This window comes from Myxococcus sp. AS-1-15 (assembly GCF_020037055.1).
Classification (GTDB): domain Bacteria; phylum Myxococcota; class Myxococcia; order Myxococcales; family Myxococcaceae; genus Myxococcus; species Myxococcus fulvus.
The window spans coordinates 703,396-726,503 of the sequence record NZ_JAIQDF010000003.1 but is presented as its reverse complement, the minus strand read 5'-3'; the positions used below and the strand labels follow the sequence as shown (position 1 = coordinate 726,503).

At 70.6% G+C, this 23,108-nt stretch carries 22 protein-coding genes; 8 read left to right on the top strand and 14 right to left on the bottom strand.

The window, feature by feature from the left end; translation table 11 throughout:
* Window positions 1-36: 36 nt before the first annotated feature.
* Window positions 37-630 (bottom strand): DUF2378 family protein, encoded by a 594-nt coding sequence (locus K8625_RS12470; RefSeq protein WP_223749625.1) that lies wholly within the window; start codon window positions 628-630, stop codon window positions 37-39.
* Between the two features lie 66 nt (window positions 631-696).
* Window positions 697-1,569 (bottom strand): hypothetical protein, encoded by an 873-nt coding sequence (locus K8625_RS12465; protein ID WP_223782829.1) that lies wholly within the window; start codon window positions 1,567-1,569, stop codon window positions 697-699.
* A 125-nt stretch (window positions 1,570-1,694) separates the two neighbouring features.
* Here K8625_RS12465 and K8625_RS12460 point away from each other — a divergent pair, with 125 nt between their 5' ends.
* Window positions 1,695-4,601, top strand: a complete 2,907-nt coding sequence (locus K8625_RS12460; RefSeq protein ID WP_223782828.1) for a TonB family protein — start codon at window positions 1,695-1,697, stop codon at window positions 4,599-4,601.
* Entirely contained in the window at window positions 4,598-5,446 is an 849-nt protein-coding gene (locus K8625_RS12455) for a hypothetical protein (RefSeq protein WP_223782827.1), read from the top strand. Before K8625_RS12460 ends, K8625_RS12455 begins: the two co-directional genes overlap by 4 nt.
* On the opposite strand, the gene K8625_RS12450 is transcribed toward K8625_RS12455, so the two are convergent.
* Entirely contained in the window at window positions 5,441-6,694 is a 1,254-nt protein-coding gene (locus K8625_RS12450) for a sterol desaturase family protein (protein ID WP_223782826.1), read from the bottom strand. The genes K8625_RS12455 and K8625_RS12450 overlap by 6 nt on opposite strands.
* Before the next feature lie 67 nt (window positions 6,695-6,761).
* Here K8625_RS12450 and K8625_RS12445 point away from each other — a divergent pair, with 67 nt between their 5' ends.
* Window positions 6,762-7,349: a Crp/Fnr family transcriptional regulator gene (locus K8625_RS12445; protein WP_223782825.1), complete on the top strand. Its 588-nt coding sequence runs from the start codon at window positions 6,762-6,764 to the stop codon at window positions 7,347-7,349.
* Between the two features lie 49 nt (window positions 7,350-7,398).
* Here K8625_RS12445 and K8625_RS12440 read toward each other — a convergent pair whose 3' ends face one another.
* The 10 genes from K8625_RS12440 to K8625_RS12395 form a co-directional block, all read right to left on the bottom strand.
* A complete protein-coding gene (locus K8625_RS12440) occupies window positions 7,399-8,649 on the bottom strand; it encodes an Ig-like domain-containing protein (protein ID WP_223749630.1) in 1,251 nt (416 codons plus the stop codon).
* Between the two features lie 108 nt (window positions 8,650-8,757).
* Complete coding sequence (locus tag K8625_RS12435) at window positions 8,758-9,462, bottom strand: DUF859 domain-containing protein (RefSeq protein WP_223749631.1); 705 nt, start codon at window positions 9,460-9,462, stop codon at window positions 8,758-8,760.
* Window positions 9,463-9,607: 145 nt separating this feature from the next.
* Complete coding sequence (locus K8625_RS12430) at window positions 9,608-10,249, bottom strand: hypothetical protein (protein ID WP_223782824.1); 642 nt, start codon at window positions 10,247-10,249, stop codon at window positions 9,608-9,610.
* Window positions 10,250-10,375: 126 nt separating this feature from the next.
* Complete coding sequence (locus K8625_RS12425; protein ID WP_223782823.1) at window positions 10,376-10,984, bottom strand: hypothetical protein; 609 nt, start codon at window positions 10,982-10,984, stop codon at window positions 10,376-10,378.
* A 58-nt stretch (window positions 10,985-11,042) separates the two neighbouring features.
* Window positions 11,043-11,723, bottom strand: coding sequence for a hypothetical protein (locus tag K8625_RS12420; RefSeq protein ID WP_223782822.1), 681 nt, complete (start codon window positions 11,721-11,723; stop codon window positions 11,043-11,045).
* Between the two features lie 783 nt (window positions 11,724-12,506).
* Window positions 12,507-13,076, bottom strand: coding sequence for a MarR family winged helix-turn-helix transcriptional regulator (locus K8625_RS12415; RefSeq protein WP_223749635.1), 570 nt, complete (start codon window positions 13,074-13,076; stop codon window positions 12,507-12,509).
* A gap of 168 nt (window positions 13,077-13,244) precedes the next feature.
* Complete coding sequence (locus K8625_RS12410; RefSeq protein ID WP_223749636.1) at window positions 13,245-13,874, bottom strand: EcsC family protein; 630 nt, start codon at window positions 13,872-13,874, stop codon at window positions 13,245-13,247.
* Window positions 13,875-13,910: 36 nt separating this feature from the next.
* On the bottom strand, window positions 13,911-14,354 hold the full coding sequence (locus K8625_RS12405) for a hypothetical protein (RefSeq protein WP_223749637.1): 444 nt from the start codon (window positions 14,352-14,354) through the stop codon (window positions 13,911-13,913).
* Between the two features lie 102 nt (window positions 14,355-14,456).
* Window positions 14,457-14,849 carry an aspartate 1-decarboxylase gene (gene panD, locus K8625_RS12400; RefSeq protein ID WP_141329993.1) on the bottom strand — a complete coding sequence of 131 codons (393 nt, stop codon included), beginning with the start codon at window positions 14,847-14,849 and terminating at the stop codon, window positions 14,457-14,459.
* Between the two features lie 96 nt (window positions 14,850-14,945).
* Entirely contained in the window at window positions 14,946-15,788 is an 843-nt protein-coding gene (locus K8625_RS12395) for an LEA type 2 family protein (RefSeq protein ID WP_223749638.1), read from the bottom strand.
* A 137-nt stretch (window positions 15,789-15,925) separates the two neighbouring features.
* On the opposite strand from K8625_RS12395, the gene K8625_RS12390 reads away from it, so the two are divergent.
* The 5 genes from K8625_RS12390 to K8625_RS12370 all read left to right on the top strand — a co-directional run bounded on the left by K8625_RS12390 (window position 15,926) and on the right by K8625_RS12370 (window position 21,705).
* Window positions 15,926-17,419, top strand: coding sequence for an alpha/beta hydrolase (locus tag K8625_RS12390; protein WP_223782821.1), 1,494 nt, complete (start codon window positions 15,926-15,928; stop codon window positions 17,417-17,419).
* Window positions 17,420-17,432: 13 nt separating this feature from the next.
* On the top strand, window positions 17,433-18,167 hold the full coding sequence (locus K8625_RS12385; RefSeq protein WP_223749640.1) for an ATP-binding cassette domain-containing protein: 735 nt from the start codon (window positions 17,433-17,435) through the stop codon (window positions 18,165-18,167).
* Complete coding sequence (locus tag K8625_RS12380) at window positions 18,164-19,333, top strand: ABC transporter permease (protein WP_223782820.1); 1,170 nt, start codon at window positions 18,164-18,166, stop codon at window positions 19,331-19,333. The genes K8625_RS12385 and K8625_RS12380 overlap by 4 nt, the downstream gene beginning before the upstream one ends.
* A 95-nt stretch (window positions 19,334-19,428) precedes the next feature.
* Window positions 19,429-20,496 carry a DUF2804 domain-containing protein gene (locus tag K8625_RS12375; protein WP_141329983.1) on the top strand — a complete coding sequence of 356 codons (1,068 nt, stop codon included), beginning with the start codon at window positions 19,429-19,431 and terminating at the stop codon, window positions 20,494-20,496.
* Between the two features lie 96 nt (window positions 20,497-20,592).
* Entirely contained in the window at window positions 20,593-21,705 is a 1,113-nt protein-coding gene (locus K8625_RS12370) for a zinc ribbon domain-containing protein (RefSeq protein ID WP_223749643.1), read from the top strand.
* Between the two features lie 35 nt (window positions 21,706-21,740).
* On the opposite strand, the gene K8625_RS12365 is transcribed toward K8625_RS12370, so the two are convergent.
* A complete protein-coding gene (locus tag K8625_RS12365) occupies window positions 21,741-23,096 on the bottom strand; it encodes a phosphoenolpyruvate kinase (RefSeq protein ID WP_223749644.1) in 1,356 nt (451 codons plus the stop codon).
* Window positions 23,097-23,108 lie beyond the last annotated feature (12 nt).

The window sequence follows — 23,108 nt, the reverse complement described above, 5'->3', positions numbered from 1 at the left end:
GATGGAGGTCCGTCCGCTCGCGTGAGGTGGGGCGGCTCACCAGTGGATGAGCAGGGAGAAGTCCTTGTAGGGCGGCTCGCCCGACTCCAGCTCGACGCGGAAGCGGCGCTCGGGGTTGGTCTGCAAGAGGCCGCTGCGCACCAGGCCGCTGCACCACGCGGGGCCGAAGAACTCGTCCTTGAAGCTCAGGCGCGCGGTGGTGTCGGAGACGCGCTCGTACTCGCGCTCGCCGAAGGTGCTGGTGGCGCCCGCCAGGCCCGAGCCCACGGACAGGCCGCGGTGCGGGTCCTCGCCGGTGATGGCCATGACCATCTCGCCCACGGGGGCGGAGAAGACGTGGGAGGCGGCGGTGAAGGACAGCTGCTCCACCGCGGCCGCGTAGTCCTCACCCAGCTTCTCTCCCACGGACAGGGCGCCCTCGTGCAGCAGCGCCAGGTAGTCGCTGGCGGGCCGGTGGGTGGGCGCGCCGCGCGCGGGGACGGCGGGGATGGGCGCTTGGGCGGCGATGGCGAGCGACTGGCCCATCCTCCTGGCGATGCTCTCCCTGAGACAGTGGACGAACAGGTCGAGCACCAGGTGTTCGGGACGGCAGAGAGCCATGCGGGCTTGCAGGTGCGCGGGAGAGTCCATGTCACTTTCCTAGCGGCGCCCGGTGGGCCAAGTCCAGGGGGGCGGGCTCGTCCGCGGGTCGCTCCGTCATTTGGCGACCGTGCAAACCCCTCCGCCGTTGAGGTGGGCCTGGTCGACGATGCTCTGGGTGACGAATTGCTGCAGCGTGCGCACATCGTGGGCGCCGGGCAGATACACCACGGGTTGACCCGCCGCGTCGCGCAGCTCGCCTCCGTCCCGACCTCGCAGGTCGGTGAGCAGCTGGGAGGCGAGTCCCTCCGGAGTGATGAGGTTGCCCTCGGTCGCCGTCGCGGCGATGGCGTCGAAGCGCAGCTGCACGCCCCGGTGGGTCCCGAGCCTGTCGTAGAACATGTGCTCGGCGTGGATGGTGACCTCCACGTCCGCGCGTGAGCCCTCGGGGACGATGATGCCCTGGGTGCCGTCCACCCCGTTGATGCAGTCCACCATGCGCGCGTCGACGGGGAAGCCCATCCGGAATTCGAACACACCCACACCGGACTTCACCGCGCGCCCCTCCACCCAGTAGCTGAAGCCGCGCTCGCGCATCCTGTGCAGGTCGTCGGCGGAGACCTGTCCGTCCGCCAGCTCGGTGCCGTCGTGGGGAGGGCTGACCCGGAAGCCCACGTCCCAGCGGCCCGCGGGCAGGCCCGAAAGCTCCGTGAGCGGGATGTCTCCCTTCTGCACGTCCACCAGCACGTGGCGCGGGCTTTCGCGCACCTCGCCGGACGCGGACGTCAGGCGCACCTCGCCCAGGGACACCAGGTACTTGGTGAACTGCACGGACCAGCCATCCTGGAAGAGGGTGTCCGGCAGGCCGCGCTGGGTGCCGTCCCCACCGCTCATCGTCACGCGCACGTCTCCGGTGGCCACGTTGTCGCAGCCCGCGAACAGCAGGGGGGCGAGCACGCAGAGCAGGAGACCTCTCGGGTTCGTTTTCATGTTCCTGGGATGTATATGCAACCAAGTTGCGATTCAAGCGGGCTCGTTGTATCTGCGAGCGGTCGACGTTCGCGGTGGCGGGTGCCGCCGGTTCCAGGAGTGAGGGCCTCGCCGTGTGGATTGCGATGCTGGTGATGTGTGCGATGGGGGCGCTGGAGGAGGTGCCCATCACACCGCCGGTTCCGGTGGAGGCGGCGCCGCCGTCGATGCCGGTGGATGCGCCGGTGTTGGAGCGGCCGGCGACGGTGGTGTTGCGGCTGACCATCGACGAGGCGGGGGAGGTGTCGCGCGCGGAGGTGCAGGCCTCGGCGGGGCGGGTGTTCGACCGGGCGGCGATGGAGGCGGCGGTGCGGTGGCGCTTCCAGCCGGCGCGACGGGGTGAGGCGCCGCTCGAGGTGCGGGTGGATGTGCCGGTGCACTTCGTCCCGGAGGCGGCGGGTGGCGTGGGGGCGCACCATCATGGTGAGGCGATGGCCGCCACGGCGGTGCCGGCGCGAGGGAGCGAATCGACGGGCGCCCGGTCCACGTCGGATGGTTCGGCGGCTGGCGCAGAAGCGCCGAGCGAAGCGCCCGGTTCCACGATGGAGTCCCGCTCTTCGCGGGATGCTTCGGCGCGAGGCGCGGCGGCTGGCTCAGAATCGTCGAGCGATGTGCCCGGTTCTGCGGCGGAGTCCGGCTCGTTGCGGAAGGCTTCGGCCCAAGGCTCAGCGACTGGCGCTGCGTTGCCAGGCGAAGCGCCCGGTTCCGCGACGGCGTCACGCCCGGCACGGGGAGCTTCCGCCCTGGGCTTGGCGGCTGGTGGCGCATCGTCAGGCGAGGCGACGAGCCCCGCGTCATCGACGCAAGCAGGCTCCGCGCAGGGCGCTTCGACCCCGGACGACGCAGAGAGTTCGGATTCGTTACGGGAGCAGGGCGCCACGACGGAGACGAAGTCCTCCGAGCGGGTCCTCTCCACCACCGTCCGCGATGTCGCCGCGGCGCCTCCGCCCGTCGCGGTGGGCGACTTCCACATCGAGGTGGGGCAGCTCGCGGACGTGCCGCGCAACTCCGCCTCCGACCTGATGTTGCTCGCGCCCGGCGTGATGCTCGCGAACCACGGAGGCGAAGGACACGCGGAGACGGTGTTCATCCGGGGCTTCGACGCGGGCGAGGGCAAGGACGTGGAGATGCGCCTCAACGGCGTGCCCCTCAATGAGGTCTCCCACGCGCACGGCCACGGCTACGCGGACACGTACTTCATCATCCCGGAGCTGGTGGACGCGCTTCGAGTGACGGAAGGTCCCTATGACGCGTCCCAGGGAGACTTCGGCGTGGCGGGCACGGTGGAGTACCAGCTCGGGCTGAAGCGCCGGGGGCTCACCACGTCGGTCAGCTACGGCAGCTTCGCCTCGCGTCGGCTCGCGCTGGTGTGGGGCCCGCCCGAGTCCAGCGAGGCCACCTTCGTGGGACTGCTCCTGCGTCAGGGCGACGGCTTCGGGCCGAATCGCTCGTTCGCCAACGCGAGCGCCATGGCGCAGGTGGAACTGCTCCTCGGTGATGACACCCGGCTGCGGTTGCTCGGCACGAGCTATGGCGCGCGCTTCGCCTCCGCGGGGGTGGTGCGCGAGACGGACGTGGTGGACTCGCGGCTGCCCTGCGCGCCGGACGCGGACTCACAGTTCTTCTGCTTCTACGACGAGAACCAGGGCGGCGCGAGCCAGCGCCACATCGTCTCCGCCGAGCTCCAGTCTCGGCTGAAGCGCGGCGGCCGACTGGTGCAGCAGGGGTACGTGGTGCTGCGCCAGACGCGCATCCGCGACAACTTCACCGGCTTCATGCAGGACACCCCGCCCGTGGGGCAGTCCCAGCGAGGCGACACGGCGGAAGGCTTCTATCGCGGCAACACGCTGGGCCTGCGCGGTCGGTACATCCCGGGGCTCACGTTGCTGGGGGAAGCGCGTCCGCTGGAGCTGGGCTACGTGGCTCGCTACGACGACGTGCGCACGCGCTCACGGCGACTGCGGGACAGCGGCGGCGCGCCCTACGCCACGCTCTACGACAACCAGGTGCGCACCACGAACCTGGGTGGCTACGCGTCCCTGCGCGTCTCGCCCCGTCCCTGGCTCACGCTGCGCGCGGGCCTGCGGCTGGACACGTTCCTGTTCGGCGTGGAGGACCTGAACCGTCCCGCGGTGGACCGGGACGGGCCCCGGCTCACGGATGAGTCCGTGGATGCCTATGGCTTCTTCGCCAGCCCCAGGGCCAGCGCGGAGGTGAAGCTGTCGCCCCGGCTCACGTGGATGACGAGCGCGGGGCTCGGCGCGCGCTCCAGTGACGCGGCCGCGCTGTCCGACGCGGAGCTGGCGCCATATGCGCGGGTGGCCTCGGGAGAGACGGGGCTCGGCTGGCGGCTGGAGGGCGAGGGGCGTCCGTACACCCTGGAGGCTCGCGGCGCTGTCTTCGCCACCCGCGTGTCGCAGGACTTCGTCTTCGACGAGCGATTGGGCCGCAACCAACCCATCGGCGCGTCGCAGCGCCTGGGCGCCTTCGCCACGGGTCGCTTCGTGTGGAGCGAGTGGATGGACGTGCAGGCCTCCATCGCCTGGGCGCGCGCCACGCTGCCCACGCCCGGCGCGTCCGCGTGGAAGCTGTGGGATGGCGCGGTGATGCCGTACATCCCGGCGCTGCTGGGGCGACTGGATGCATCGGTGCGCGGCGACGTCACGCTGGCGGGTGAGCGCGTGGGCTGGAACGTGGCGTTGGGGCACAGCGCGGTGGGGCCTCGGCCGCTCCCGCTCGACCGCTACAGTGCGCCCGTCTTCCTCTTCGATGTGGCCACGCGCGCGCGCTGGAGCTGGGTGGAGTTCGGCGTGTCCGTGGAGAACGCGCTCGATACGCGCTGGCGCGAGACGGAGCTCAACTACGTCTCCAACTTCCGTGGCGCGGATGCGCCCGCCTCGCTGCTCGCCACGCGGCACTTCACCGCCGGGCCTCCGCGCACCTTCCGCGGCACCCTCACGCTGTACCTGGACTTCGAGGAGGACTCTCCATGAGCTCGCCCGTGTTTCCTCGCGGCATGTCCCGCCGTGCCTTCACGCTGGGCCTGGGCGCGGCCCTCGCGGCGGGTGGCTCAGCCTGTGGACTCTCCGGCACCGGTGGTCGCGGCATCGTGTTCCACATGGGCCTGCGCACCGCGCTCGCGCCCGAGGCCACGCAGCTCGGTGAGTTCACCACGGACACGGGCTGGGGCGTGCGGCTCACCTCGGCGCGGATGGTGCTGGGACCCATCTACCTCTTCGAGAACGCGTCCCCCCTCCAGCAACAGGCGCGCGGTGTCCTCCGCTCGCTGATGGACGTGCTCGTGCCCACGGCCCACGCGCACGACGGAGACTTCTTCTCCGGAGGCACGGTGCTCGGTGAGTGGGACCGCGAGGTGGTGTTCGACCTGCTCGCCCAGGGTGACGCGCGGGTGCTCGGGCGCTCTCCCGGCATCGCGGGTCGTGCGCGCTCGTTCTCCCTGCTGCTCCAGCCGCCCTCTCGGGCACTCGGCGACGAGGGCGCGGCGCTGCAGGGGCACTCCGTGCTGATGGAGGGCACGGCCTTCCGGGGCGAGCAGCGCGTCCCCTTCCGCGTCGCGCTCGACTTCCCTCCGCCCGTGGAGCTCCAGCGCGTGGACTTCGTGCCCATCGAGGCGGACCTGGACGACGACGGCCTCTTCGTCGTGGAGGTCCGCCCCCATCAGTGGTTCCAGGGCGCTCACTTCGACCGGCTCCCTCCGTCCACCGAGGGGCTCCCGGTGGACGTGACGCCCGAGACCCAGGTGCACCGCGCGTTGTCCGTCAACGTGCGGCGCTTCACGGCCTTCTCGGGGGCGTGGGAGCCGGGCTTCCCGTCATGACGTGCTCGCGCCACCGGGCACGGGAGACGCGCTCCGGCGGGTCGCGCGCGAGATGCTCAGCCACACCAGCGTCACCGCGAGCCAGCCCACGGTGAGCGCCCGCCACGACATGGGCGCGTTCGCCTGGGCGAGCCACAGCGTCACGGCGCCCCCCATGGCGAACACCCGCGCCATCTCCAGCGGCAGGCCCCAGCGCTTGGACTCCATCATCCCGCCCCACGCGGTGGCCATGCCCCAGAAGAAGACGCTGAGCATCAGCTTCTGCCAGCCCGACAGCGGCGAGGCGTGGTGGCTGACCAGCAGCATGAAGGGCATCGACGCAATCATCTGGAAGACGAGGTAGCCGCGGATGTTGGGCAGCTCGGTGGACTGGAACTTCACCTCGACGCCCGTCTGGTTCCACTTCGTCTCCACGCGGGCCGGCAGGTCCGCGGGGCGCCAGCCGGTGGGCATCACCCACAGCCGCAGCTTGTCCCACCAGCTGCGCGTCTTCACCGCGTCGCTGCACAGCTTCGCCCAGAACTGGAAGTTGATGACGGTGGGGTCCCACGTGTTGGGCGGCGTGGTGACGCCGTAGGAGCACTCCTCCGTCTCCTCCCGGTACGTGCCGAACAGCTTGTCCCAGATGATGAGGAAGCCCGCGTAGTTCTTGTCGATGTAGACGTCATTGCGCGCGTGGTGCACGCGGTGGTGCGACGGCGTGTTGAGCCAGGACTCAATCCACCGGGGCAGCTTGGGGATGACGCGGGTGTGGGGGATGAACTGGAGCACCAGGTGGAAGGCCACCATGGCGAGCACGGCCTCCGGCGAGAAGCCGATGACGACGAGCGGCCAGTAGAACAGGAACGAGAACAGCCGCTGGGTGACGCTGGCGCGCAGGGCCACCGCGTAGTTGAGCTCCTCGGTGGAGTGGTGGGGCGAGTGCGCGGCCCAGCCGATGTTGGTGCGGTGCCCGAAGCGGTGGAACCAGTAGAAGAGGAAGTCGACGCCCAGGAAGAGGCCGACGAGCGCCCACGGCGATGTGCTGTCGATGCGCCACAGGGACAGCTCGCCCAGCAGCGTGAACAGGGGCAGCACCATCAGCGCCACGGCCACGTTGACGCACTGGTTGAGGACCGCGGTGCCCACGCTCGCGATGGAGTCCTGGAAGCTGTAATAGCCGTTGCGCTTCGCCACGCAGTAGATGAACTCGCCCAGCGCCAGCGCGATGACGAAGGGCGTGGCGATGGCGTAGACGTTGATGGACATGCCCTCGGGTGTACGGCGCCCGGCTCGCTGGGCGCCTTAACCTGGGTTAACCTCGTCCCACCTACCCGTGAGATTCCCGACGCTCTACGAGCAGCTCGCCCCGCTCGGCCCCATTCCCCCGGGTGAGTGGGAGCGCGCCGAGTCGTTCGCGAGGGAGCAGGCGGTGGAGCGCAAGGCCCACTTCCTGCGTCCCGGAGACCCGGCGGACCGCTTCGCCGTGGTGCTCCAGGGCGTGTTCCGCCTGGTGCGCGTCTCCGCGCGGGGCGGCGAGTCGGTGAAGGCGTTCCGCGCCGAGGGTGAACTCCTGGGCGCCTACGCGGAGATGTTGCAGCGACAGCCATCGATGACGTCCATCGAGGCGCTGGAGCCCGCACGGGTGCTGGTGTTCCGCACGCGGGACTTCCAGGCGCTGGAGGAGGGCCACACGTGCTGGGTGCGCGTGGCGCGCCGCGTCGCCGAGCGGCACTTCCTGTTGAAGGAGCGCCGCGAGCAGGAGTTCCTGGAGCTGTCCGCGGAGGAGCGGCTGGACACCTTCTGGGCGGAGCACCCGCACCTGCGCGGCCGCGTCCCGCAGCGCGACGTGGCGGCCTACCTGGGCATCACCGAGGTGGCCCTGAGCCGCATCATGTCCAGACGGCGCAAGCGCACCGAGTGAAGCCCGCACCCAGGGCCCACACGGTGCGCTCGGTCCTTCGACGCGCGCTTCAGTACCGCTCGAAGACGAAGGTGAACTTCTCCAGCGGCGTCGGGCCGTAGGTGAGGCGCAGGAAGCGGTCACCGGCGGGCGCGGTGAACTTCAGCGTGTGGGTGATGGCGGGCAGGCAGACCTGCGGCGCGGGCGTCACGGTGGAGGGGACCACCGTCTCGGCCTCCGTCACGTCGTGCACCACGATGGGCACGTCCTGGTTCAGGTACAGGACGACCGGCCGGTCGCGCTCGTCCGAGACGACCTCCGAGTAGCCGAGGAACGCGCCGCCGTTCGCGGGGAGCGTCAGCTCGTAGAACTCGTGGGGCGCGTCCGTCGCGGGATACATGGCCGTGGGGGATGCGCCCGCCGTGACGGCGACAGGGGCCTCCAGCAGGGCGTGGCCACAGGCGTGCTCGGTGACGCCGTCGCGCTTGCCCGTGGTGAAGTCGAGCCGCCCGTCTCCCAGGTTCGCGTGCGTGGTGTCCAGCGCATGGCCCGCCTCGTTGCGCAGGAGCGTGAGGTCCACCGAGTAACGGCTCTCCTCTTCGAGCGGCGGCAGGTCCGACTCCGGCCGGGGAATCGAGACGGTGAGCGTCAGCGCGTCCTCGGACCAGGTGCCCGTGAGCGAGCGCGGCGCGTTGGCGGGCGCGCTCTCATCCCGCAGCGTCACGCGGCCCTCCGTGACGTCCATCTTCTCGTTGAACGTGACGGTGACGAGCCGCCGCAGCGTCGTGCTCGTGCCGACCTTGTACGTCTGCACCGGCAGCACACCCGTGGCGCCCTCCGCCGGATTCGAGGTCACGACGTGGGGCCGCGCGACGTCCGCGCCCACCTGGAACGAGAAGCTGTACGCCGTCGCCTGTCGGTTGCCGGCGAGGTCCTCGAAGCGCTCCACCGTGACGTCCACCTTCGCGCCAGCGCGAAGGGGTTGCGTGGGGTGCGCGATGAGCGTGCGCCCCTCGTCCTCCCAGTGCCCCGTCTCCAGCGAGAGGATGACGTCGCCATCCGCGGCGCGCACCGTGCCCGAGTCCCGCTGGACGGGCTCGCTGAAGCGCACCGTGATGGCGCTGCCGGGCGCCACGTCCACCGCGTCGGCCGCGGGCGTGGTGCCCGTCACCGTGGGCGGCGCGGTGTCGCCCGCGTCGGGGCCCGCGTCCGTCGTCGAGCCTGCATCCGGAGGCGTGGGCGTGGGGTCGTCATTGTCGCAGCCCGTCAGGGCCAGCAGGGTGCAGGTGGCCAGCAACGTGGCCGCGTTGGAGAAGCGCATCGGGTGTGACCTCGCGAGGGTGAGTCAAAGGACGAGGGCGGAGCACCCCGGATGTCTGGGGTGCCCCGCCGGGAGTCACGCGGACTCCTTGTGACGAATCAGCGACTGTCAGCAGTTGAAGATGGCGGGGTTGGTGTCGTCGCAGTCGAAGCGCGTCTTCGAGTAGCCGCTGTTGACCTCACAGGCGAAGCGGTAGACGGGCGTGTTCACGCCGTAGCCGTCACCGTCCTGGTCCCGGTAGTAGCGGTCGCGGTTGTTGTAGAGGTACTCGGGGACGATGCCCACCTGGTTGCCCGACGCGGTGGCCGAGACGACGATGTACTCGGTGCCCGGCGTGAGGTCGTAGACCTGCGCCTTGATGAGCGAGCAGCCCGTCTCCGCGACGGACTCGTTGATGAGCGGCGAGACCGTCGCGCTGGTGGTGGCGTTCACCACGGTGAGGGCCACGTTCTTGTTCACGTAGAACGCGACGGACTCCACGGTGCCGCTCCCGGACACGTTGGTCGGGGTGAACGTCACCGAGCCCTCGGCGCCCGCCGGCAGGGTGAGCGTGTAGTGCTTGTGCTGCGTGCTGATGTCCGGCGCCGTGTCCACGCGCGTGGCGCTGGCCGTCACGTTCACGTTGTCGCCGCTGTTGCTCGCGTGGGTGCACGCGTGCGTCGTCATGAGGGTGTCGTCCACCGACACGCACCCGGCCTCCAGCGGCTGCTCGGCCTGGCCGGTCGACTCCTGCTCCACGTCCTCCGTCGGTCCGCAGGCCGCGAGCGACAGCCCGAGCAACGCACCGCAGAGGGTCTGCTTCAGCATCTTCATGTGGGATTTCCTTTCAAGGCCGGGCGCGACGCGCGGGCACCGGAGCGGCGTCCCGAGACACGCCACGGCGCCGGTATTCATGTCTTAATGGTAACTCAGTTGCAATAACGGCGCGTGCGATTTCCAGGAGCCATCGCGTATCGCGTTACTGGAGGTGTTCGATGACCATGCCGAGCTCGGTGAGCGAGGTGGGGCCGAGCGTGAGCGTGTATTGGACGCGGTCGGTCAGCTCGTAGCCGACCATGTGTTTCAAGCCCGAGCAGAAGTCGCCGGTGGGCCTGGTGCCCGCGGGGGTCACCGTCTTCTGGACGGCGGTCTCCACGAGGGTGACGGGGACGTCCGGGGTGCTCAGGTAGACGACAAAGTTGCCGGAGGCGAAGGCCTTGTAGCTGAACGTGCCGGTGTACTGGCCATCCACCTCGCGCAGCTTCACGGTGTAGTAGGTGTGGAAGTCGTCGACGCGAGGGTCGCGGGTGGTGGAGGCGGTGACGGTGACGAAGGGGCCGCTTTCGACGTGCCAGCAGGCGTGTTCTCCGTCGTCGCCGAAGTCGAAGCCCTCGCTGGGGACGTAGTCGGGGTCCACGACGCAGGAGAGGCCGTCCTGCGCGGCCAGGTAGCCCTTGTTGCAGTGACACCAGTCACCCTCGGGCTCGCGGTGGATGTGGCCATGGGGCTCGCACGGGTCCGCCGAGGGCTCGGGCTTGGGTTCGGGCGGAGGGGCGTCGCCACCGCAGGCGGAGGTCGCCAGGGCGAGCGTGGCCAGGAGGGCACGGAGTTTCCAACGCATGGGGGAGCGCTCCACGAAGGCTCGAGAGGTGGATGTCATTGAGAGGCGGGCTGGGAAGAAGGTCTTGAACGACGCTGCCTGGGGCGGAAGTGCCCGGAACGGTTCCAGGCACCCGCCGGTGAGGGGTTACTCCTCGTGGTGGTGACCGGCCTCCTCGACGATGAGCGAGAAGGAGGCGTTGCGGCGCAGCACGGAGCGGAACTCCAGGTAGTACTCGGTGTCGGCCTCGAGGTCCGCGAGGATGGTGGTCTTCAGCGCGCCGCAGACCTCGGCGGGGATTTCGTAGCGGCACTCACGCGCCACCTCGGTGCCGGTGGCCGCCTCGTAGATGCGCAGGCCGCGGTGGCGCGACAGCATGAAGGCGAACTCACCGGACTCGTCCGGGAGGAACGAGACGCGGCCGGCCCAGCCCCAGGAGTTCGTGCTCCGCGGCAGGCTGATGTTGAACGTGGTGTGGGGCGCGCTGACGTCCACCAGCACGGGGGCGCCGAGAGCCGCGGCGGTGACGGGCTCGAAGGGTCCCATCTCCGCGTGGATGCACGCGTGCTCGATGACCTCGTCGAGCTCCTCCGGCTCGTCGCAGGAGGGCAGGGCGCCGAAGAGCAGCGCGGACTCGCTGGTGGTCAGCGCCTCGGCCTGGACGGCCGGCTCCTCGGCGGTGGTGCCGCAGCCGGTGAGCAGGAGCGCGACGCTGGTGGCGAGCAGGGACTTGTGCAGCAGGGACTGGGGCTTCATCTGGGGACTTCTCCTTGTTGTGGGTACGGCGGGTGTGTCGACTGCGAAGGGCGGTGGCTCAGGGCGTGTCCGGGCGGAGCACGACCCAGGTGGCCAGGACCTGGCCCGAGGCGAGGTGCTCGGCGGGGAGTTGCAGGTGCGCGGCGTTGCCCGGCAGACGCAGCTCGGGCGTGAGGCGGAAGGCCGCGTCGTGCGTGGCCGCGTCCGGGAAGGTGACGCGCGTGACGCAGCCCGCGGCGAAGCAGCGCGGTGGCTCGGCCTCGACGGGCTGGATGCTCGTCGCCATCCGCTGCCGCCACGTGTCCAGCGCTTCTCGGGCCCCGGCGGTCCAGGGCTCCTGGCTCGCGCCCGTGGACTCCAAGGCCGCGAGCACGGCGTCACGGCGCGCCTTGGGGTCGGCGGGGGCCTTGCGCAGGGACTGGACGAGCAGCTTGCGTGACTCGGAGAGGGGACGGCGTGCGCGGACGGAGGGCGCGGGTGGGAGCTGCTCGAGGTCGGGCGACTCGAACTCCAGCGGCTCGTCGGGGAGCGGAGGCTGGGTGGGCGCGGAGGACGGGGGGCGCGAGGGCGCCATGGGCTGGGGAGCAACCGCGACGGGCTCCTCCCTGCGCGTGGGCTCGACCTGGAAGTCCTGGGGGGCCACGGGCGGCGTCGGGAGGTCGGGGAGTCGCAACAGCGCGGACGCGACGCACGCGAGCGCGAGCCCCGCCACTCCCACGCTCCAGATGATTCGCTTCATCGCTCTGCTCCCGCGCCAGGACCGTGTCGGCGGCCGACGAGGGCGTCAGCCGGTCAGTCCCCGCGAACCCCGCAAATATGCAACTGAGGTCTAAAAGTAATCAAGTTGCATTTACTGGGCATGGCTCCGGCCTGGTCCGAGGGGTGGGCGAGTCGGGACCCGCTGCGGGGGTGTGTTGGGAGGCGCCGCGAACTCCGTGATGGGTGGCGGTGCGCACCCGCGGCCGGTGGACTTGCGCGGCCTCGGGGGCCCGCCGCGCCGCGCGTCACGCGCACGACGTGCCCGCGCGAATGCGCGGTGACTTGTTCCGGACGGTGAGGTCACCGTCGGACGCTCGCGGAGGGGCGGCACCTCGGGATGCAGGGCGCACGTGCCCCGGCGGCGATGTTCATGTGGATGTGGGAGGCTGCTCCCTCTGGAGTGGCAACCGTCCAGCGCTCGCGGAGCGAGGGCGTCACATCGGGAGGCCGCGTGGGTCGCCCTGGCCGCGACGCTGCACGAGTGCAGGGGCTGGTCCGTCCGGAGGGCACACGTCGTGCGCGCGAAGAGACGTCATCTCGGGATGCGTGAGCATCGCGCATGCCGTGATGCCCATGTTGGTGAGCGGAGGGCTGGCATCCAGTCGAGGCGCGGGTCCGCTGGGAGCGCTCACCCGTCACCCCGTCGCCGAGGAACACTCAGGTCGACGGGCGTCAGGGAGCCAGGACTTCACCGAGCCTCGCGCTCGGGGGCGACAGGAAGGCGCCGGACCCAGGATGGCCGGCGTCCACGAAACTCAGGAACTCAGGCCGCGCTGGCAGTGACGCCTACGTCCTCGACAGCGGCGAGTCGAGGTCGATGCGCCTGGGCCCGGTGGTTGGCCTCGGCCTCTTCGGCGGCCTGCTCCTCGGCGCGGTTCCAGCAACCCAGCGCCTCCACCCAGCCCTCGAGCAAGTCCATCAGCGCGCTGCGCTGCTCGCCCCCCAGCGGCATCAACAGGCGCGCCATGCGCTCCTGCACCACCGAGTCCGCGTTCTCCGCCAGCGCCCGTCCCTGCTCGGTGAGCCGCACGCGCACGCGCCGGCGGTCATGCCGCACCGAGCGCTCGCGCTGCACGAGCTTGGCATCCTCCAGCCGGTCCAGCAGCCGGCTCAGGCGGGGCAGGGCGATGCCGCCCAGGCGGTCGGCGAGCACGTTGACGGGCAGCAGGCTCTCGGCCTTCAGCCACCAGATGGCCTGGACCTCCATGGGGTCCAGCTCATGGTGAGGCAAGGCACCCAGGGGACTGGCGAGCGCGCCACACCGCGCCACATCGATGACCAGGTTGCGTAACCGCGCCACCTGAACACGCACTTCCGCCGAAAGCTCGGTCATCTTCGTGCCTCCGCCTCGCGGACACCGTCTCCCCGAACCGGCCCTTGGGAGTCCGTCGGTCGTCCGCCATGAATGGAGGGCTTTCGCCCCCTGCTTGGGGACGTGAACGTGGCGGCGAAGGAGGCATATCGGACCCGTTGGAATATTTCCGGATCCGCGGGGAAACCCTCACCCCGCCTGCTGGGGGCGCTGGGCCTTGGCCTTGGCGTGGGCCTTGTCGAAGCCCTCGTAGAAGCGCACGGCCTGCTCACCCACGCGCTGGATGTGCTGGTTGTTGAAGTACGCGGTGATGGGGGCGGCGACCAGCGGCATGGCCCGTCCCAGCGTGTGCATCCCGCCCTTCTCAAGCACCATCGCGGCCAGCTTCCCCATCACCTTGGGGCTGGAGCGCTGGACAGGGCCCAGGCCGTTGGCGTAGCCGAACAGGTCCAACATCTCCCCCCGGGCGCGCTCGCTCTTGAGGTTCACCTTGTAGAGCGTGGCCACGTCCGTGAGCAGGATGATCTGCAGATAGGACATGAACAGCAGGTCCGCGGGCAGCGCCACCAGGCCGAAGACGCCGCTGACGCCGCCCACCATGCTGGCCAGGTTCTTCTTGTCGTCCACCAGACGTTGGGCCAGCTCCCGGGTGTCCGCGCGGGGGTAGCGCTTCTCCAGCTCCGCCACCCGCACCCGGGCCCGCTTCGTCTCCTGCAGGACGATGTCCGACAGCCGCGCCGCGCCGAGCTTCTTGAGCTCCGCCGGGGTCAGCTTCTTCATGAAGGCCAGCCGCTCGGCCACGCTGTCGTAGAAGGCCATGAGGTGTGTCTCCCGCCTCGGGTTGTCCCGGGTCCTCTAATAACCCCGCTCGGCGAGGTAGAGGTCCACCAGCGCGCCTTCCTCGTACCAGGCGTGGCGCATCTCCGCGTTGAACCAGCGCGAGTCCGGCTTCGCCCCGCGCACCTCCAGCTTCACCTGGTTGGGCGACGTGTCGATGACGGCCGCGCGCGCCTTGCACGCATAGCCCGGCTCCTCGCCGTAGCCGCCCTCCAGGCAGACCTCGTCACCGACCGACAGGCGCCGCGTGTACTCGGTGGCCAGGTAGAGCGCCTCGTCGCAGTGGCCGCGCACCGAGGACTTCCCGTGGCCCGCGCACCGCGTCTGGGGCGGCGCCTTGATGACGGGGATGGCCCCGTAGAGAGGGTCTTCGTCGTTGGGGTTGGGCCGGAACGAGCCCACCCCGGAACATCCGGAGAGTCCCAGCGCGAACACGCTGACTCCCGCCCACAGCCGCCTCATCGTGATGGTGCCTCCGGGGCCATGGGCCCCCCTCTAAAAGGTGGGGCGAGCATGGCAAAAGGCGCGCGGAGGCGAAAGCCGACGGCGGGAGGACGCCTGCCCTCAGGCAATGCGGCGAGCGGGCCCCGGAATCTCCTCCGTCTGTCCGGGGACGATGCGGTTGGCCGCGTCGACGAAGACGACCTTGGGCTTCCAGTCGCGGGCCTCGGCGTCCTCGACCTCGGCGAAGGTCGCGATGATGACCAGGTCGCCGGGCTTGTTGAGGTGCGCGGCGGCGCCGTTGATGCAGATGACGCCGCTGCCGGGCTCGCCCTCGAGGGCGTACGTCTCCAGGCGCGTGCCCTGGGTGACGTTCCAGATGGCCACCTTCTCGTTGGCGATGATGTCCGCCGCACGCAGGAGGTTCAGGTCGATGGTGACCGAGCCCTCGTAGTCGAGGTCGGCCTGGGTCACCGTCGCGCGGTGGATCTTGGACTTGAAGAGGATGCGGCGCATGGCGTGTGTCCCACGAAGGGCGCCCAACCGTAACGGCTGTGACGCCCTGGGACAACCTTCAGGTGCGCTCCTGCCCGCCCGGCGCCCGGACGGGCGTCATTTCACGATGTTGACCAGCTGGCTCAGGTTGAGCGGCACGGACTGCGAGTCCGAGGTGAGCTTGCCGTCCAGGCTCAGCTTGGCGTTGCCCCCCGAGCGCAGGGCCACGGCGGCGGAGGCGGCCCGGGCGAAGTTGATGGTGAGCGGCAGCGTCACCTGCTTCGTCCCGCTGCCGTCGAGCATGCCCAGGTTGCCGGTGGACAGCGTACCCACATCCGCGCCGGCGACCTTGAGCGCGCCGGTGATTCCGGCGACGGGCAGGGGGAAGCTGTTGCGGTTGGTGATGGCCAGGGGGAACTCGACGGTGGCGCTGGTCAGCCCGATGTTGGTGATGCGCGGGGGCTGGAAGGCGACCTGGGGAATCTTGGGGACGTCGAACGCGCCCTCCTTCTGGAGGGGGAAGGAGAGCACGCCGATGGGCGTCTGCACGCCGACGCTGCCCTGGGCCTTGTAGGCGGCGCGGTCCTTGTTGAGGAAGGTCTCCACCACGGGGACGATGTCCGCGAAGCGCACGTTGGCGGGGAAGACCAGCTCGCTTCGGCCATTGGCCTTGAGGTTCAGGCCCTTGCGAGGCTTGCCGGCCACCACCTGCTTGCCCTCGACGAAGAACGAGTAGTCCACCGAGGCCAGCTCCAGACCGAAGCCGTTGGGGTTGTTGACCTCGTAGACCAGGTCGACGGTGGCGTCGGAGAGCGACGCGCTGGACAGCCGCGCCGTCTTGAAGGTGAGGGTGGGCTTCTTGAAGGCCTTCTTCAGCGCGCTCTGCAGGCCAGCGCAGCCGGCGAGGGTGGTGAAGCAGAGGGCGAACAGGACGAGGGCGAAGCGTTTCATCGTGGGCATGGGCGTATCACCAGACGGCCGCGCCCGCGTGGGATTCACGCTCGGGCGGTGTCGAGGCAATCACTTGCGGGGGCGGGTGTACTAGGAGGCGGCAGGTGTTAAAGGTCGGTGCGCCCGCACCCTACAGGGAGACACACTTGGCCGGGGCCCACACCCACATCCGCTCCATCCTCCGCCGCCTGGCCTGGGTCCTCGGGCTCGTGGCGCTGTCGGCCTGCTCGCGGGGGGGCTCGTCGCCCCAGGCGCGCACCTTGAAGCTCGAGCCCTGCCAGTTGGAGGGGCTGGCGCCCCAGGCGCAGTGCGGCACGCTGGAGGTCTTCGAGAACCGGGAGACGAAGACGGGCCGCAAGCTGTCCCTGCGCGTGGCGGTGGTGCCCGCGCTGGCGGCGCAGCCCCAGCCCGACCCCCTGGTGTTCCTGGCGGGAGGGCCCGGGCAGGCGGCCACCCGACTGGGCGCCGTGCTGCGCGCGGTGGAGCACATCCGCCGCCAGCGCGACATCGTGCTGGTGGACATGCGCGGCACGGGGGACTCGAGCCCGCTGGACTGCGAGTTCCTCCCGAAGGACGCCGGGCTGGCCGACTACTTCAGCGAAGACGACGACCTGGCGCCGCGCATCCGCGCGTGCCGGGAGCGCTGGGACGCGGACGTGCGGCAGTACACCACGCCCATCGCCATGGCGGACCTGGACGAGGTGCGCGCGGCGCTGGGGTACGAGAAGCTCAACCTCTGGGGCGGCTCCTACGGCACGCGCGCGGCGCTGGTGTACATGCGCCAGTATCCGGAGCGGGTGCGCACCGCCATCCTGGACGGCGTGGCGCCCATGAGCCTGTACCTGCCGCTGTACATGCCCCGCGACGCGCAGCGGGCGTTGGACCTGCTGCTGGCCCACTGCGAGAAGGACGCGGCCTGCGAGAAGAACTTCCCTCGGCTGCGCACGCGCACGGAGGCCCTGCTGGAGAAGCTCTCCCAGGAGCCGGCGCGGGTGCGGGTGGCCCATCCGCGCACGGGCGTGCCGGAGGACATCGTGCTGACGCGCCAGGCCTTCGTCGGAGCGCTGTTCGGGCTGCTCTACAGCGCGGAGGACTCGTCGATGGTGCCGCTGATGCTGGACCGGGTGACCCAAGGTGACTGGGCGCCGTTCGTGGCGCTGAACGTGGGGCGCGGCGAGCGGATGGAGAAGGTGATGAGCCGGGGCCTGCAGATGGCCGTCGTCTGCGCGGAGGATGTCCCGTTCCTCGACACGGCCGCGGTGGAGCGCGAGGCGAAGGGGACGTGGTTCGGCGCGAGCATGGGCCTGGAGATGATGAAGGCGTGCGAGGGCTGGCCCAAGGCGACGGTGCCCGCGGGCTTCCGCGACGCGGTGGTGTCGGACGTGCCCACGCTGCTGCTCTCCGGAGAGCTGGACCCGGTGACGCCTCCGGCGTGGGCGGAGGAGGCGAAGCGCACGCTGAAGAACAGCCTGCACGTGCAGGTCCCGGGCGTGGGGCACAACACGCTGGGCGTCGACTGTGTGCGCAAGCTGATGGTGGACCTGGTGGCGGACGGTCGGGTGGACACGCTGAAGCCCTCGTGCGGCGCGGGACTCGCGCGTCCGCCCTTCTTCACGTCCTTCGCCGGACCGGTACCCTGAGGACGCGACGCGGATGATTCGAGCGACGAATCTGCACAAGCGGTTTGGCGCCGTGACGGCGGTGGAGGATGTGTCCTTCACCGCCGAGGACGGGATGATTACCGGGCTGCTCGGCCCCAACGGCGCGGGCAAGACGACGACGCTGCGGATGCTCTACACGCTGGTGCGCCCGGACAAGGGCACCGCGGTGGTGGACGACGTGGACGTGGTGGCGCGTCCCGAGGATGCGCGCCGGGGGCTGGGCGTGCTGCCGGACACGCGGGGCCTGTACCCGCGGCTCACCGCGCGCGAGCACGCGCGCTACTTCGGGGAGCTGCACGGGCTGTCGGGCGCGGCGCTCGACAAGCGCGTGGACGAGCTGGTGGACCTGCTGGACATGAAGGACATCGTGGACCGGCGGGTGGAGGGCTTCAGCCAGGGCGAGCGGGTGAAGGTGGCGCTGGCGCGGGCGCTGGTGCACGGGCCTCGCAACGTGCTGCTGGATGAGCCCACCAACGGCCTGGATGTGATGAGCACGCGCGCGGTGCGCACGCTCCTGCGCCGGCTGCGGGACGAGGGGCGGTGCATCGTCTTCTCCAGCCACGTCATGCAGGAGGTCGCCGCGCTGTGCGAGCGCGTCGTCGTGGTGGCGCATGGCCGGGTGGTGGCGGAAGGGACGCCGGAGGCGCTGCGGCAGGCCACCGGCAAGGACAGCCTGGAAGAGGCCTTCGTGGCGACCATCGGCAGTGAGCAGGGGTTGATGCAATGAAGCGGCTGGTGGGCAGTGTCCTGCGCAAGGAGCTGACGGACCACGTCCGGGACCGACGCACGCTCAGCTCCTCGCTCCTGTGGGCGGTGTTCGGTCCGCTGGTGTTCCTGGCGACCTTCCAGCTCATGTCCAACATGATGCGGGACAAGCCGCTGGAGCTGCCCGTGGTGGGCCGGCAGCACGCGCCCAGCCTGATGGCGTTCCTGGAGCGCCAGGGCGTGACGCTGAAGGAGGCGCCCTCGGACTACGAGGCGCGCGTGCGCACGGGCGTGCTGGACGTGGTGCTGGTGGTGCCGGAGGGCTACGGCCGGGACTTCTCCACCGGGCGCACCGCGGACGTGAGCCTCATCATGGACAGCTCGCGCACGGCGGCGCGCAAGTCGGTGCAGCGCGCGCGGATGATGGTGGAGCTCTACTCGCGGCAGGTGGGCGACCAGCGGCTGTACGCGCGCGGCATGGCGCCGGAGCTGGCGATGCCGGTGGACGTGGAGGAGCTGGACCTGTCCACGCCCGAGCGCACCGCGGCCACGCTGTTCAACATGCTGCCGCTGTTCCTGGTGATGGCCACCTTCACGGGCGGCCTGCAGGTGGCGAGCGACACCATGGCGGGTGAGCGCGAGCGTGGCTCGCTGGAGCCGCTGCTGCTCAACCCGGCCCCGCGCGGGGCGCTGGTGGCGGGCAAGTGGCTGGCCACGGTGACGATGGCGGCGAGCACGGTGCTGGTGTCGCTCGTGGGCTTCGTATTGGTGGTGCGCGCGGTGCCGCTGGAGGAGCTGGGGCTCAAGGCGCGCATGGACCTGCCCATCGTCCTGGGGATGGTGCTGGCGGTGCTGCCGCTGACGCTGGCGGCCTCGGCGGTGCAGCTGTGGGTGTCCACCTATGCGCGCTCGTTCAAGGAGGCGCAGACGTACCTGAGCCTATTGACGGTGGTGCCGACGCTGCCGGGCATGTTGCTGGCGATGTCGCCGGTGCAGACGCAGACGTGGATGTTCGCGGTGCCGGTGGCGGGCCAGCAGATGCTCGCGGCCGAGGTGATGCGGGGCGAGGCGCTGGGGCCGCTGCCCTTCCTGCTCGCCGCGGCGTCCAGCGTTCTGCTGGCGCTGGTGGCCCTGCGTGTGACCACGGGGTTGTTGTCGAAGGAGAAAATCGTCTTCGGCCGGGCCTGAGCGGGTGTGGGCAGTGTCGTCGAGGCGTCGGTTGGGGATGCGGGCTGGCCGACGCCGGGTGACATCGGCGGGAGGTTGGCCTCCAATGGGGTGTGATGACACCCGAGAGAGAAGCCCTCCTGCCCCTCGCCCCGGCCTCCGTGGCCACCGCCCAGGGCGAGCCCCGATTCGGCACGTACCAGGGTGAGCTGCCCGAGGTGGACCTGCCCCGGTTGCTGGGCCGCTGGGCGCCCGAGCGCACCACGCGGCTGCTCAAGCGCAAGCGGTGGCACTACACCTTCACGGCGACGCCGGAGGTGGCCGCGCTCTTCGCGGTGGTGGACCTGGGGTACTCGGCGAGCGCGTTCGCGGTGGCGTTGGATTTGCGCGAGCGCAAGCCGCTGTGTGACGTGAGCTTCCTGGGCGTTCCCTGGCCCATGGTGTCCTTGGGGGACAAGCCCGGCGCGGGGCTCGACGCGTCGTTCCGCACGTTGGGCGGGAAGCTGGCCATCCGTCGGGGCGAGGAGGACGAGCGCTACCAGGTGGAGGTGGACGTCAGCCGCGTGCGCACGGGCAGCCTCAACACATTCCAGTGGAACGGGGAGATGTTGGTGGCGGGCGGGCCTCCCGCGCTGACGGTGATTGCGCCGGTGCAGGGGGACGGGCTCGTCAACGTCACGATGAAGCGCAACGGGCTGTTGTCCTTCGGCGGCATCGAGGCGGGCGGCAAGCGCTTCCGGTTGGATGGGGGCGTGGGCGGCATCGACTACACGCAGGGGTACCTGGCGCGGCACACGGCGTGGCGCTGGGCGTTCGCGGCGGGGCGGCTGGCGGATGGGACGCCGGTGGGGCTGAACCTCGTGGAGGGCTTCAACGAGACGGCGACCGAGGCGAACGAGAACGCCTTCTGGCTGGGGGACCGGCTGTATCCGCTGGCGCGCGCGCGGTTCGAGTACGACACGAAGGATTTGCTCGGGCCGTGGCGGATGACGACGGTGGATGGCGCGGTGGACCTGCGCTTCACGCCGTTCTACGTGCACCGCGAGGAGCGCAACCTGCGGCTCATCATCAGCCACTTCGCCCAGCCGGTGGGCTTCTTCGACGGCACGGTGACGGTGGGGGGGCGGACACACCAGCTCTCGCACGTCCCCGGCGTGAGCGAGGACCAGGACATGCTCTGGTGAGGTCGGGGGGCGTGCGCCCGGGCTCGCATCGTGCGTGGAGCCCGGGGCCGGAGGCGCTAGGCTGGGAGGCCCACGCCGTTGGTCCGGAGTGAGCCCATGTCGTCGTGTCCGCACTGCGGTCAGCCGCTTTCCGATGCTCGCGTCTTCGCGTGCCCGTCCTGTGGGCAGAGCGTGGGGGCGTCCGCGCGTGGGACCGAGTTGCCGGACGACGCCGCGGAGTCGGCGCGCCGGGCCGCGGAGGCCACGGGGCGCGCGGTGCGCACGGTGCTCGAGGACCCTCGGCTGCGTGAGCGGCTTCCTGGGGGCTCGTTGCCGCTGCTCGGCTCGGGGCTCGTCGCGGCGGCGGTGCTGCTGCCGGGGCTTCCCTTCATCAGCGGGACGATTGGCATCCCGTGGTCGGTGGTGATGCTGGGCGGGAGCCTCCTGCTGGGGGCTCGGGAGTGGAGCGCGGCGGGGCGGCCGGTTCCTCCGCTCCTGGAGCAGCTCGCGCGGATGGCCGCGTCCGCCACGTTCCTGTTGCTCTACACGTCGCTGGTCATCACCTTCGCGTTCCTCTCGCTCGGGCTCGGGTTGGTGCCGCTGGTCTGGGTCGCGGCCGCGGTGGTGCTCGGGTATGTGCAGTGGCGCGTGTTCCAGGCGTCGGCCGCCGCGATGCCGGAGCTGCGGCCCGCGCCGGGGGCCGCGCGGTTGAAGCGCTGGGTGCTCGGCGGCGCGGCCGTGTGCGCGGTGTCGCTGCTGCTCACGTGGGGCTCGGGGATGCGGACGTGGACGTCGCTGGGTGGCTACGGCTACGACAACAGCCTCGTGCACGAGGTGGACAGCACCGGTCGCTCCACGGGGCACTCGTACATCGAAACCCGTTACGGGTGGCAGCCGGGCATCACCAACACGTTCACCTCGTTCGCGACGTCCGGGCGTGCTCGGCCCGGGGCGCCGCTGGTCGTCATGGCGCTGATGTCGCTCGCCATGCTGGCCGCCGTGCCCCGGCTCCGTGAGGCGATTCCATCCCAGACGCCCTACATCCTGGCGGGCGCCATCACCGTGTGGGGGCTGCTGGGCCTGTCCCTGCGACTGGGGCCGCTGGTCTTCCTCGCGGGGGCATTGGCCATCGACTTCGCGCTGTACCAGGCGCATCGCGCGGCGAACGCGCGGGAGGAGCCTCCGCCCGGGAGCGGCGACTCATCGAGCTCCGGCCCGACGAGCGCCTGAGACACGGGCTCGCTGTCATGGCGAGCCCGTGGGTCTCACCTGCCCGTGCGGCGTGACTCGACGATGGCCTTGAACGAGCGGCTGCGCAGTTCGTCCAGCGTGAGCCCCGTGGCGAGCACTTCTTCCTGACTGAGCGCGCCACAGCTCGAGCCGCGCAGGAAGAAGTTGAGCAGGCCCTGGCCCGTGGCCGCGTCGTCGAACACGTCGCCCACCAGCGTCGCCTGCGCCGCCTTCTCCATGAAGGCCTTGAGCCGCCGCGTGGCCGCGTCCAGCCCTTCGAGGAAGAACGCATACACGGCCGCGTAGCGCACCGGGAGCTGGGCCGGATGCAAGTCCCACCCCTGATACCAGCCGCGCTCCAACGAGTGCCGGATGTGGCGATACGACATCTGCCACACCCGCTGCACCGCCTCCGCGTTCTCCCGCAACTGCGTGGGCAGGAGCGCCGTGTCCCCCTGCTTGCGATGCGGAGGCACCGGCATGACGTTCGTCGCGCCGTCCGCCATCTGGATGCCCGTGCCCGCGAGCGACACCTGCACCAAATCCCGCAGGAAGTCGCAGGCCGGGTGCAGCATGCTCTGCACATGCGCGCTCACACTGAGCGCCGCCGTGTAGTCATACAGCCCCAGGTGCACGCTGGAGCATCGCCCCGCCCCCGCGGCCACCAGCGCCGACAGGTGCAGCTTCCCCTCCCGGTCGAACAGGGCCTGCGGCGTCTCCACCATCAGCTCCAGCCCCAGCGCCCCCTTCTCCAGGCCGTGCTCCGTCTCCAGCACCTCCAGGATGCGCGCGAGCGCGGCCACCTGCTCGGGCAACGCGACCTTGGGCAGCGTGACGACGAACGACGGCGGCACCTTCCCGCCGCTCTGCTCCAACAACGTCGTGACGAACAAGTCCAACGTGCGCGACGCCCGCTCGAACAGCTCCTCGCTGAACGACTTCACCCGGATTCCGATGAACGGCGGCAACGTCCCCTGCTCGAGCCCCCGCGCCAGCTCCTTCGCGGCGGACACGGCGTGGCCATCCTCCTCCGCGTCGGAGCGGTGGCCGTAGCCGTCCTCGAAGTCGATGCGGTAGTCCTCCACCGGCTCGCGCTGGAGCTTGTCCACCACGCGCTCGTACACGCGCTGGGCGAACCTCCCTCGCTGGGGCAACCCCAGCCCGTGCGCCAGCTCGGCCGAGTCCGGCGCATAGTCCTTCAACGCACCGAGGGCCAGGTCCCCCAGCTTCCGCGCCGCCTCCGCGCGGAAGAGGTGCGCGCCGCCGTACACGACGTGCACCGGCTGGCGACGGGGGGAGTCCCCCGGGTACGTGCGTGAGAACCCGGCGTTGGCTCGCCGGAGGGACTCACGCACGCTGGAGAGGCTGTTGGGTGTCAGGGTGGTCTTCATCGAGTGCCTCTC